Source organism: Salinivirga sp. (assembly GCF_055145285.1).
In genome coordinates this window covers 12,883-26,213 of sequence record NZ_JBSRDC010000032.1, presented here as the reverse complement: position 1 = coordinate 26,213, position 13,331 = coordinate 12,883, and the positions used below count along the sequence as shown (strand labels likewise).

Here is a 13,331-nt window from a genome sequence, read left to right as displayed (position 1 = left end):
ATAAAATGTATGCCGTATGCAAGAACCAGCGAGCTTCCAAAATTTGTGAAATAAAAACCTTTAAAAAAATATTATGCGTTACAAACTATTAGGAAAAACCGGATTACGCGTATCAGAACTCAGCCTGGGCACCATGACATTTGGCGAAGATTGGGGTTGGGGAGCTTCTAAAAAAGAAAGTCGAAAAATTTTTGATGCCTATGCCAACGCAGGCGGAAATTTTATCGACACAGCAAATCGCTACACTGAAGGAACAAGTGAAAAGTTTATTGGAACGTTTATTAAACCAGACAGGGATCACTTTGTGCTGGCGACCAAATATAGTTTATATGACAAGCCTGATGATGTAAACTATGCAGGAAATCACCGTAAAAACATGATGCGATCAGTAGAAGCAAGTTTGAAAAGGCTCAATACGGACCATATTGATGTGTTTTATTTACATGCCTGGGACTTTCACACGCCCACAGAAGAAATTTTGCGCGGAATTGATGACCTGGTAAAATCTGGAAAAATTCTATATGCCGGCATCTCAGACACACCCGCCTGGATTGTATCAGAGGCTAATGCCATTGCTGACTTGCGTGGTTGGACACGCTTTAATGCACTCCAGGTAGAATACAGCCTTATTGAGCGCACTACAGAACGAGACCTTTTACCTATGGCAAAGTCTGGTGATATGGCCGTTACCGCCTGGGCGCCACTTGCCGGAGGTTCATTAACCGGTAAGTACCTCAATCAGGATAATGAAGAGAAACGACTCGAAAACGACAACCCCAGGTTAAGTGAAAGAAATCAAAACATTGCCAGAGCTGTGGTAGAAATGTCTACCGAAACAGGATTCTCACCAGCACAAATTGCCATTCGATGGACCATGCAACAAAACCAGGTTGTGATACCAATTGTTGGTGCCCGAAAAGTAGAACAAATGAGTGACAGTTTGCATGCTGTGAATATAAAGCTAAATGATGAGCAGAAACAAAAGCTTGACGATGTAAGTGCAATAGATCCAGGTTTTCCTCATGCCTTTTTAAACCAGGACAGAATTAAAAACTTTATCTTAAGTGAAAATGGAAATAAAATTGATAATCACAGGAACTAATATTTAAAAAATCATGAGCTGATATCATTGAAGGGCTGTATGGAAATTGATAAAAATTCACCAGAGCCCTCCAAACTGTTTTTATACAATTTCTTTTTGTTCTAATAACATATATCTATTTTTACCCTGCAAAGAAAATATAAAGAACAAAATGAAAAACACACGTTTTATCCCCTACCTAACCATTGTTTTCTTAGTTGTAAGCATTGGGCTATCACATCAGGCGAAATCTCAAAAAAACCTCACTCCGGGTTTCATTATTGACCAAAACAACGACACGATTCATGGTTTAATAGATTACCGCAAGTGGAAAATTAATCCAAAAAAGGTGCACTTTAAAGAACAAGAAAACAGCCGCACAAAAAAATTCAGGCCACTGGATATTAAAGCCTTTCAGGTAGGCAATTCCTACTATGCAGGAGAAATAGTAAATATTGAAACAAGTCCCAGAACTACGGCAAGAATAGAAGAAGGCCCGGCGCTAAATCTGAAAAAAGACACTATTTTCCTGGAAGTGTTATTTGAAGGTAAAAAAAGCCTTTACCATTACGGTACAAGATACGACCAAAATAATTTTTACATTAAACAGAAAGACACTATAGAACTACTGAAATACAAAAAATATTTCATTTCACGTAACGGCTCGAAATACCAGCAGGAAAAAAACACCTACAGAGGTCAATTGATGGTTTATTTGAATGATTGCCAAACTATTAATAAGCTTTTGGAAGATGTGCAATATAAACCTAAGAACCTGCAAAAGCTTTTCAAAAAATATTACGAATGTGTTGAACACAAAGCTGATTTTAAAAAAGCAAAAGGCAAAATAAAACTGGAACCCCATGTACTGGCAGGTTTATCGGTAACCAGCGTCGACTTTCAATCAGGGTCCCTTTTGTACATGGACAAACCCAGTTTCAGCACTTCGACAAATTTCACTGCTGCCTTTGGAGTTGATTTTATTTTTCCAAAAAACTTGCGAAAGTGGGCTATCGGAACCGAAGTAATGTATTACAATTATCTCGTAAAAGGTGAATATGAAGACAATGGCTATATTACCAATATTGAAATTGGCTCACAAGATATAAACCTGAATTTAATGCTTAAATATCGGTATGTATTAAAAAACTCAGTGTTTATGCTAATGCGGGCATTATGCGAGGATACGGATTCGATCAGACCAATTACAAAAAACGGAAAAATAAAAACAATGGGAATATTAGTGAAGAAAAAGCGGTTGAAGATTTCTTAAAATACAGGAGTGGATTAATAGGTGGCTTAGGTTTTTACTGGAAAAGTGCATTAATTGAATACCGTTACATGACCACTTTTTTAGTTACACCATTCCCGTCAATAGATTACTCAAACAGGAAACATCTTTTAATGATAGGATATCGGTTTTAAAAGGCCAATAAAACACAAAGCCCCGAAAAAAATCCGGGGCTTTGTAGTTTCACAATAAAATTACTTCTAGTAATTAAATACCTCTTCAAGTGTAAGTTCTTTTACGGTACCAATTTGAGCCAGCACATTCATATCCACACTTTCACTGTCGCCCATCACCATGTAGGTATAATTCTTACCGCTGATATGGTTGTTAAAGAATTCTTTAAATTCCTCGAGTGACATATTCTGTACTTTCTGATAAACGTCTTTACGGAAGTCGTGATCAATTCCACGCTTATTGTTCCGTCTGTAGGTCCAGTATATTTGATCTTTGGTAATACGCTCGCTCTCGATTTTTTTCAAAATGGCCTCACGTGCACTTTCAAATTGCTTTTGCGCTTCGGGCATTTCGTCCATAAGACCCATCAGTGCATTGGTAGCAATTTTAATTTTATCGGGCTGCGTACCTACAAAACCATAAATTAGGTGATCATCATCTTTCTTTGAAGGTGTTGTAAAAGCTGAGAAAGCCGTATAAGCAAGGGCTTTGGCCTCCCTTATTTCCTGAAAAACGATGGATGATAAGCCACTGCCATAAAACTCGTTAAACATGCGGGCATAAGGCACCAATTCCTTTTCGAATTGCTGATCTTTTGAAAGCAATAAAATATTGGATTGTACCATATCATAATCTACAAAGTAAACCTCGTTTTGGTCAACTTCGCGCACATCATAATCTTTTGGTTCAGGGACCGGCTTTAATTCCTCAGGTATTTGATGTTTTTTTGCCAGTAAGGCTTTCAGTTCCTTTGTGGGCCTGCTGCCGTAATAAAATATTTCGTGCTTGTAGCTGTACAAATCTTCTACAAGATCTGTAAGGGCCTTTGGGGCAATATTTTTAAGCTTTTCTTCCGGAATAATATTTCTGAAAGAAGATTCCTCGCCATACAAACCATAATTGAGCATGCCGTTCCAAAGAATAGCGTTTTTATCCTCTTTGGCATTAGAACGGTCTTTCAAAATTTTCTGCACATACTTGTCATAAGCTTCCTGGTCGGGTTTAGCATTGGCAATCATATGTTCAAGCAGTTCTACACCTTTATCGAGCGACTCTTCAAGACCTGAAATGTACACATAGGCATCTTCATCGCTGGCATAAACACCAAAGCTCAGTCCATATTTGAAAAGTTCCTTTTTAAATTCCGCGGGGCTGTACTTTTCGGTACCCAAATACTCAAGGTACTCAACCGCCAATGGAATCATGTTATTGTGATTCTTACCCATTGGAATGATGTATTGCATGCGGAAAAGCTCATTGGTTTTATTCTTGATATAGCTAAGTTTAACACCTTCAGTTACTTCAGCATGATCTATCTTTTTATCAAAATCAAGAAACATGGGGTCCAAACGCGTTGAAGGCTGGCTGGTAACTTTATCTAAGAATTCGGAATTTACATCACGATTCAGTTCAAGGGAGGTAATTTTGGGTTTATCAACTTTAACTGCCCTGGTACGCTCACCTTGTTCTTTAAAAATAACCACATAATCATCGCCATAGTTTTCATTGGCAAATTTCACCAAATCTTCTTTGGTAATTTTTTCAAGATCTTCAATAAACGTTATGTAGTTTTCCCAGGCAAAATCATTGGTAAAAGCATCGATAAAATCGTGCGCTCTCCATTTACCTTCGAGCTTTCTTATTTTACTAACCTTCTTATCCTTGATAGAAGCTTCTAGAAGCCATTCATCGAAATTTCCGGTTTTGATTTTTTCCAGTTCGGCCAGCATAAGATCGGCAACTTCTTGCAAATCCTGACCCTGTCGGGGCATTCCATAGAATACATGTGAACCATAATCCTGTAAAAAGCTGGAATAAGATGCGGCCATCTGTACCTTTTGTTCTTGTACAAGATTAAGGTCAATAAGGCCGGCTGTGCGATTGCTCAGAATATGGTCAATAAGGCTCACATATTTTCGATCTTCTGATTTTACGCCGTCGAAACGAAATGCTACTCTTACAGATGCAGGTTGAGGTCCGCTAACAGTATCTTTTACTACTCCCTTAATTGGTTCTGCTTTTCCGTGGTCAATGGGTTCAACCGTACTTTTTTCCATTTTACCAAAATGCTCATCCACCATTTTTATGGTTTCGTCCATATCGATATCGCCAACCATGGCAACAGCCATATTATTAGGTACGTAGTAAGTATCGAAATAATTGTGGATATTCACCATTGACGGACTTTTCAGATGTTCCGGTTTACCAATGGTGGATTGTTCACCGTAAACATGGCCGGGAAAAAGATTTTTATACAGTGCCTGGTAAGCCTGGCGATTGTCCTGATCCTGTCCCATATTAAACTCTTCATAAACGGTTTCGAGCTCGGTGTGGAACAAGCGTAGTACCAACTCACTGAACCTTTCACTTTCGACCATCAACCATTTTTCCAGCTCATTGGCCGGAATATCGTTCATATAAACAGTGCGCTCATTTGAAGTATAAGCGTTTGTACCCTTTGCTCCGAGTGTAGACATGAGTTTATCGTACTCATTGGCAGCCACCATTTTAGCAGCCTGAAACGAAATACTGTCTATTTTGGCATAAATGGCCTCTTTCTCCTGCTTGTTATCTGTTGCTTTATGTTGCTCATAAAGCTCAGAAATTTCTTCGAGCATGGCTTTTTCAGTTTGCCAGTCGAGTGCACCAATTTTACCTGTACCTTTAAACATCATGTGTTCCAGATAATGTGCAAGGCCGGTAGTTTCAGCCGGATCGTAACTGGATCCTGCCTTAACACCAATGTAGGTTTGTACCCTTGGCTCATCACGGTTTACGCTTAGGTAAACTTTCAGGCCATTGTCAAGCGTGTAAATCCGTGCATGATAGGGGTCGTTGGTTACTTCTTTGTATGCGTAACCACTGCTGTCTTCTTTTTGAATTACTTCGTGTTTTTTTCCATTACCGGCACAGCCCATAAGAAACATTCCTATGGTCGCGATAACGATCATCTTAATTTTGTACATGTTTTTTTGCTTTAAGAGAGAATAATTTAGTTTAGCTGCTCAAACGTAACAAAAGTTTTACGAACTGGCAATTTATTTTTACGTTTTAATTAACGAACACATTCAAAATTAATTGTCTGTAAAACAGTAAATCGAACAAAAAAATATCGCTGCCTGGATTCAGACAGCGATAAGCTTAAATTTTAAAATTATTTTATGTTAATTTTACTCAAAAGTTCCACTGCGTATAAATGATACAGCATGTTCAATATCTTTATAAAACACACGGTCGTCTTTAACGAATGGAATGTCTTCTCTGAAGACGGCCAAAAATTCTTCCAGATAAGGTGAGGTTTTCAATGGTCTCCTAAACGCTAAAGCTTGTGAAGCATTGATGAGCTCAATGGCAATAAGTCTTTCAACATTGTCAACCACCCTGCTTAATTTGGTAGCACTGTTTGCGCCCATACTTACATGGTCTTCCTGCCCATTGGAAGAAACTATAGAGTCTGTTGAATTGGGTACAGACAGTTGTTTGTTTTTATTGACAATAGATGCTGCGGTGTATTGTGGAATCATCAGTCCTGAATTGAGTCCAGGATTGGCCACAAGAAACTCAGGCAAACCACGCTTACCGCTAATTAATTGAGCAACACGGCGCTCTGAAATATTACCAAGTTCTGACAAGGCCATTGCCAGATAATCGAGACTTAAGGCCAATGGCTGGCCATGGAAATTACCACCGGATAAAATTTTATCCTCTTCCACAAAAATGGTTGGGTTATCCGTAACTGAATTAATTTCTGTCAGCACCACATTACTCACATGCACCACAACATCTTTTGTAGCACCATGAACCTGTGGAATACACCGAAATGAATAAGGATCCTGTATATGTTCCTTTTCCTGCTGATTAATCTCTGAATCCAAAAGCATGGCGCGAATATTTCGTGCAGTTTCTATCTGTCCCTCATGAGGTCTTACTTGCTGCAATTCTTCGCTAAATGGTGCTAAAATTCCATCATAGGCATCGAGGGAGAGTGCTCCGGCCAAATCGGCAAGTTTTTGTAATTTAAAAGCACGTATCAGGGCCATTGCGGCATGGGCCGACATAAACTGGGTACCGTTGAGCAATGCAAGGCCTTCTTTACTGCGAAGTGTGATGGGTTCCCAACCTTTTTTCTTAAGCATTTCTGCGCTGGAAATACGTTCACCATCCAAAATTACTTCTCCCTCGCCCAGCAATGGCAAAAACAGGTGTGCCAGTGGTGCCAAATCTCCTGATGCACCCAGCGATCCAAGTTCATATACAACCGGAATAATATCGTGATTAAACATGTCGATTATACGCTCCACCGTCTGTAACTGCACACCACTCTTCCCCAGCGATAAAGCATGTGCCTTAAACAGCAGCATAAGTTTCACAATCTGCGGGTGCACCTCATTCCCGGTGCCGCAAGCATGCGACATTACCAGGTTACGTTGCAGGCTCGACAAATCTTCTTTAGATATCTTTTTGTCGCAAAGCGAGCCAAATCCTGTATTAATTCCATAAATAGGATCATCCTGTTTGGCCATTTTTTGGTCAAGATAATCACGGCTTTCTTTTATCAACTTCACAGCCTCATCGGAAAGGGCAAGCTGGTAATCGCCTGCTATAATTTCTTCAATTAATTCAAAAGTTAATGATTCGGGTGATATGTGATGAATAGTATCCATAAAGTAGTATTTAAAATTGATTGGCACAACCTTGATGTGCCATATAATCTAACTGTTTCTTAATTTCTCGATAAGTTCTGATAAGCTTACCTCACTTTGCTCACCAGATTGCATGTCTTTTAATGTATAGGTCTGCTCATTAATTTCATTCTCTCCGGCCAACACAACAAAGGGGAAATTCTTGGTGTTGGCATAGTTCATTTGCTTTTTCATTTTTACAGTATCCGGATACACCTCGGCCGAGATGTGGGCATTACGCAGCGCTATAGCAGCCTTTAAGGCATATTGCGCTTCTTTTTCTCCAAAGTTAACAAACATAACTTTAGGGCCCTGCAGTGTGGTATCAGGAAACTGATTCAGCTGCTCGAGCACATCATAAATGCGGTCGGCTCCGAATGATATGCCCACACCCGATACATCTTTCAATCCAAAAATACCAGTAAGGTCATCATAGCGGCCGCCCCCGCAAATGGAGCCAATGGCTACATCTTTGGCTTTCACTTCGAATATGCAACCTGTGTAATAATTCAACCCGCGAGCCAATGCCAGGTCAAATTCCACCTCATTTTTCAGCGCATAGGCTTCGAGATAATTAAAGACGGCTGATATTTCATTTTTACCGGTTTCTGAGGCTTCATTGCCACCAAACAAGCCGGCAACAGCTTCTATTTTCTCCTGGTTGTTACCTCTCAACTCGATAATGGGTGTTACTTTTTTAATATCGTCTTCAGACAAGCCCACCTGCTTTAACTCTTCCTGTACTTTTTCAAGACCAATTTTATCAAGTTTATCAATGGCAACAGTTATTGCGGTTATAAGCTCAGGTCTTCCCACCATATCGGCGATAGCGGTAAGCAATTTACGACTGTTAATTTTAATGGTTACATTGATTCCAAGGCGTGTAAAAACCTCATCTATGATCATTACAAGTTCTGCCTCGTGTAGCAGTGAATTGCTTCCAACCACATCGGCATCGCATTGTACGAACTCACGGTAGCGCCCTTTCTGGGGTCTGTCTGCGCGCCATACTGGCTGTATCTGGTATCTTTTAAACGGAAACTGAATTTCATTGCGGTTTTGCACCACAAAACGTGCAAATGGCACTGTAAGGTCATATCTTAAACCTTTTTCAGCAATTTGTGGTGTGAGCTTTGTAATATTGCGCGCTTCCCAATGCTTTTCATCTGCTTTTTTTGCAAAATCGCCGGAGTTCAGAATCTTAAAGAGCAACTTATCACCCTCTTCGCCATATTTACCCATTAGGGTTGAAAGCAGCTCCATAGATGGAGTTTCAATGGGCTGAAAGCCATACAGCTCATAAACCTGCTGAATGGTATTGAATATATAATTGCGCCGGGCCATTTCCAGCGGAGTAAAATCACGGGTTCCCTTTGGGATAGTAACTTTTTGTGCCATATATTGCGTTTTAGCCCACAAAATTAGTGTTTTTTTTCCAAGGCTCCACGCAAAAAATATTTGATATTAGGGAAACCTAAATTTTACCATTTCTTTTACCAATTTTTTTAAATTTGTCTTTAAGAAAAATGTTCAAAAGGTAGGACATTGATTATTAGGATGATTTAATTATAGAAAGATTGTTAATTTCAAACTATCAAAAAAGTATTCTTATCCCTAATGTTAAAATCTAAAAATACATTTACCTCCTATTTTTTAATATTCATTATTATCCTCATCGGTTATTGGCAGGTGTCTTTTTTGGTTTATGGATTAAAGTGGGATTTAATTGATGTGGTATTGCCATTTCGATATTATTTTTCGGAAAGCATACAATCCGGACATTTTCCATTTTGGAATCCTTTCCAACAAACAGGTACTCCCTTTTTTGCAGATCTGCAAGCTCCTACTTATTATCCTGAGCTCATCATAACAAGCTTACTTGGTGGATATGGAATTTATACAATGCACGTGCTGTTTATAATTTATCTTCTAATTGCAGCAACCGGAATGTATAAGCTTTCTTTTCATTTCAATAAATGCAGATACGCTTCAATGATTGCCGGGCTGGCTTATGCTTTCAGTGGATATATTATAGGTCATGGTCAACATTTTTTTCTACTGGTTGGAGCTGCCTGGATACCCTTTGTCATATTATACTACATTAAATTAAATCAAGAAAAAAGATTAATTAACTCGCTTAAATCAGGTGTTTTTATCTTTCTAATGGTTACCGGTTCATACCAGGCTTTATCTATTGTAATGCTTTATCTGCTTGTGTTGATTTTCTTCTATTTCTTAATAAGCACATTACTTGAAAGAAAGACCAGGGATGTGCTACAAATAATAAAACTAAATATCTATGCTTCAATAATTATCATGCTGTTATGTCTTCCTTTGATTATTTCTACTTTTGAAATTTTAGATTCGACAGGGAGATTGAGTGAAGGTATCGGATTAGAGAAAACGTTGGCTTTTGGGCAACCCTATACTACATTTCTATCATTTATTCTTCCGTTCTCAACTTTAAAATACAATGAACTGTTTGGAAACATAGATTTATCTATGATTAACCATTATGTTGGACTAATCCCTCTGGTATTTTTCATACTTTCTTTATTCCGGAAACACTCCATCCTGGAATATTTGATTTTGGTATTCGGCCTGGTCATATTCGCTATGTCCTTCGATTTTTTACCAGTAAGAGCATTCATGTATCACTACATTCCACTTATGGACTCCTTTCTATATGGAGCATATCTGCGAATTTACGGATTAATGGCAATTATTCTGTTTGCTGCTAATTATTTTGCTCATTTTCAAAAAGATATCACAAAAAACAAAATCAAACCAATATTAATATCGATTCTTTTACTTATCGTTTTACTTCTTCTCACTGTTGCCTCAATTGATGGTTTTTCAGACAAAAATTTTGATTATAAGAACATTAAATCTTTGCTCACCAACCTAACTTTTCATCAAAGTGTAGTGATACAGGCCACATTTCAATCTCTGATTCTTGCAGGATTAATTGCTGTTATTGCCTTTCATAAAAAGATAAGGTATCCAAGACTTGTTATAATTTTATTGTTGACTGTTGAAGTAGTTGCTGCAGCCCAGTTGAATATGCATGCAACAGTTATAAATACGAAACATAAAGCAACAAAAATGCAGGCCGATTTATCTCTTTGTCCTGAGAACTTTCCCATTCCAATAGATGACAAAATTATTTTTAATGATAGCCAACATGCTTTTTTTAAACCGTTTTGGAGAAACACCTATATTTTCACAAAACAGATATCATTCAATTCATTTTCTTCTTTTGGATTGAACACATACAATAAACTTGATGAATATACAGGATTAAAAAATGCAGTATTGGATAATCATTTGTTCTATTTTTCCGATTCTATTCTTGCTCTTAACAATTTGTACAATAAAGCGACCGATGATAGCATTTTTTCGAAGCAACTATATTTTAGAGACACTGATTACAAACGTTTGTCAGATATAAAAGTAAAAACGGATAGTACCGATAATTATCAAATACTTGATTTTGCTCCCAACAAAGTAACTATTCAAACATCAACTAAACACAGTCAGTTTCTGACGATGTTACAAACAAATTACAAAGGATGGAAAGCATATATTGATAACAAACCAGTCCCAATTTACACTTCAAATTTTAATTACCGCACAATTCTATTACCAGAGGGAAAACATGTGGTTAAGTATAAATATGAAAATGATAAAATTTTGGTATCCTACATTTTGTCTAATGTCATATTTATTATTTGTATTATATTTTTGCTGGGGCATTGGCTATACTACAGAAAAAAAGGCTCTAAAGCGCATATTTACATTCCCCTGGCTCTATTAATCACAATGGCATTACTCACAATTAAAAATTTTTCATACAAAAAGAAATACAAAACAGTACATGAGTTTTATGATGCCCGCTATCCATCTGAAAATGCAGCATTTACTAAGAAATTAGACTTTGAAACGGTAAAAAACAATAATAATTCCTCACTTGCTTTTTCAGGAAATAAAAGCCTGGTTGTAAATCCGGAAACTAAAATTGTACCTATTATTAAGCTGGTACAAAAAAACAACAGGATTAAACCCGGGACACTTAAAGTTACTGCAAAAATTTACACAAAATCTTACTGTAAAGTTCTTATCGTAAGCAAAATAAGTAAAAAATGGCATGCAAATAAAATTGAAAGGCAGATTGAAGAGCTAAATCAATGGAACGAGGTTATTTATGTTCGTAAAATTCCAAAAATGAATGATGGTGAAATTTTGAAAGTTCATTTGTGGAATTTAAACAAATCCAAATTTCGAGTAGATAATATCTCTGTTGAATTATTTGAGGAATAACTTGTAATTTATTGTGCGTATATATAAAACTCCGGCTTACACCGGAGTTTCTGTTCATTAACTTGTGTCCTTTATGATTACTGCCTGCTTAATCGTTTAAAATCTTTTTTCAACAAGCCTTCGGGTCGTTTACCTCTTTTAATCATATGGTAGTTAAAATAATACAATGTGGCATCGTCTGCGCCCATAATCACATTCCAGCAACGGGCTTTGCGCCTGCTGCTTTTTGGGCCCACCTGGTGCAAAATAACAGCGTTGGGGTCCCGGCTGTCAATAACTTTTGTAATCTCCTCTTTATCGGTAATTTTTACATCATGAGGATAATATTCCTTAATTTCGCCTAACGTATTCACTTCAGGGCCCAACTCCTCTTTAAGCACATAAAGTGTTTTGTCGTGTATATCGGTCAATTCTTTGCGGTAAAATTTTATCATCTTTCTGGATTTATTCAAATCAGGGTGTTGCATACTTACTTTGATATGTTCCTGGATGAATCTTAGTATCAAACCAAGTTTGTAATCGTAGGTATCTTCTTCTACATCCACATAGCTAATGGGCAAACCCGACAATGTTGGCATTTGTCCGGCCAACTCATAATTGCCACCGAGTGACAGGTTAAGAAACTGATATTGAGCGCGGGTTTTATCGCGTTCATAATAAATACGATTAATCATCAAAAACGAACGATTTGGGTCAAGTCTCTGTTGTTCAAATTTTTCACCATCGTAAGGTTTAATCTCAAATTCAGTAATGTCCCAGTGCTTTTCCATTACGTCTTTAAGAATCCTGTTATAGCGTAAAAGTGGATTTGGCTCCAGAAAAGCAATGGTTTTGGTTTTTTTAAACTGATTTAATTCTTCCTGATCGGCTACTACCAATTGAGAAAAGAGCTGGCCGGTGATGGCCACTAAACTTATCAATACAAGAATTTTTTTCATTTTATATATATTTTAATTGTACAATTAACATTATGGGTATGTATATTCAATTTTATCATTCAGTTTACGAAGATACAAATATTTGAGTTGTTTTTGTTTCCTTCTTCTTAAGGATTCATATTCATTTTTCAACAAGGAATCTGCACTCAAAAGCTCCAGCAAAGTTTTCCGCTTAAAAGGAAAAATGTCTCCGGTTTTCAAATCCAAAATCATTGTTTGCGTTCTTTTACCTGCCGTAAGTGGCACCTGAACAGCCACATGACTGCCTGGCATCACGCCCATGCCGGGCTGAGGAGATGTTTTATAGGTTGTAAAATAGCCCCATCGTCCGTTAAAATGCACTTTTGTCAGGGCATATTCATGAAAAATATACAATGCATTACGACGTACTACACCCCAAATATCGCGGCTTCGCAGGGTGCGACGGGTTCCGGTACTATCGAAAAACGAAATGCGTTGGTAAGACAGTGCTTTAAGCAAAAATTGCGGATCGGTTTTATCTTCCATAGCAATTATAGCATGTTTTGGGATAGGCTGTTGTGTTTTAAAGTCATCAAAACTCAGATAAATTCCTTCATCAAAAAGCTCCTGAAAATACACAAAGCTGTACTTATTCTCCTGAGAACTAACCGTACCCAATGAGACTCCAATTAAAAAAAACGCTATGAGTATATTTTTTACCATATAATCAATAAACAAAGATACAATTTAAAGATTTTGTGCATCACAACAATTTTAAACTTTAGCAAAACTTGTGTGTGCAAAAAACAACCTTTTTACTTTTTTTAATATTTCGTGCCACTACTACCTCAAAGTTATCTTTTGACTTTTTATCTTTGTATCAT

8 protein-coding genes are annotated in these 13,331 nt (G+C 37.4%); 3 read left to right on the top strand and 5 right to left on the bottom strand.

Annotated features, from left to right (window positions below; all coding sequences use genetic code 11):
- The first annotated feature begins 73 nt into the window (after window positions 1–73).
- Window positions 74–1,102, top strand: coding sequence for an aldo/keto reductase (locus tag ACTB0Y_RS06850; protein WP_463206071.1), 1,029 nt, complete (start codon window positions 74–76; stop codon window positions 1,100–1,102).
- Between the two features lie 151 nt (window positions 1,103–1,253).
- The gene (locus tag ACTB0Y_RS06845) at window positions 1,254–2,354 is read left to right on the top strand and encodes a hypothetical protein (protein WP_463206070.1); all 1,101 of its coding nucleotides are present in this window, start codon (window positions 1,254–1,256) and stop codon (window positions 2,352–2,354) included.
- A 218-nt stretch (window positions 2,355–2,572) separates the two neighbouring features.
- On the opposite strand, the gene ACTB0Y_RS06840 is transcribed toward ACTB0Y_RS06845, so the two are convergent.
- The 3 genes from ACTB0Y_RS06840 to hisS form a co-directional block, all read right to left on the bottom strand.
- Window positions 2,573–5,512, bottom strand: coding sequence for a M16 family metallopeptidase (locus ACTB0Y_RS06840; RefSeq protein ID WP_463206069.1), 2,940 nt, complete (start codon window positions 5,510–5,512; stop codon window positions 2,573–2,575).
- Window positions 5,513–5,716: 204 nt separating this feature from the next.
- Window positions 5,717–7,210 (bottom strand): histidine ammonia-lyase, encoded by a 1,494-nt coding sequence (gene hutH, locus ACTB0Y_RS06835; RefSeq protein WP_463206068.1) that lies wholly within the window; start codon window positions 7,208–7,210, stop codon window positions 5,717–5,719.
- A gap of 48 nt (window positions 7,211–7,258) precedes the next feature.
- A complete protein-coding gene (hisS, locus tag ACTB0Y_RS06830; RefSeq protein WP_463206067.1) occupies window positions 7,259–8,626 on the bottom strand; it encodes a histidine--tRNA ligase in 1,368 nt (455 codons plus the stop codon).
- Between the two features lie 219 nt (window positions 8,627–8,845).
- Between hisS and ACTB0Y_RS06825 the strand changes: the two genes are divergently transcribed.
- Complete coding sequence (locus tag ACTB0Y_RS06825) at window positions 8,846–11,548, top strand: hypothetical protein (RefSeq protein WP_463206066.1); 2,703 nt, start codon at window positions 8,846–8,848, stop codon at window positions 11,546–11,548.
- Window positions 11,549–11,625: 77 nt separating this feature from the next.
- Here ACTB0Y_RS06825 and ACTB0Y_RS06820 read toward each other — a convergent pair whose 3' ends face one another.
- Together ACTB0Y_RS06820 and ACTB0Y_RS06815 are read right to left on the bottom strand one after the other, a co-directional pair.
- Window positions 11,626–12,486 carry a hypothetical protein gene (locus tag ACTB0Y_RS06820; protein ID WP_463206065.1) on the bottom strand — a complete coding sequence of 287 codons (861 nt, stop codon included), beginning with the start codon at window positions 12,484–12,486 and terminating at the stop codon, window positions 11,626–11,628.
- 30 nt (window positions 12,487–12,516) lie between these two features.
- The gene (locus ACTB0Y_RS06815) at window positions 12,517–13,170 is read right to left on the bottom strand and encodes a hypothetical protein (RefSeq protein WP_463206064.1); all 654 of its coding nucleotides are present in this window, start codon (window positions 13,168–13,170) and stop codon (window positions 12,517–12,519) included.
- Window positions 13,171–13,331 lie beyond the last annotated feature (161 nt).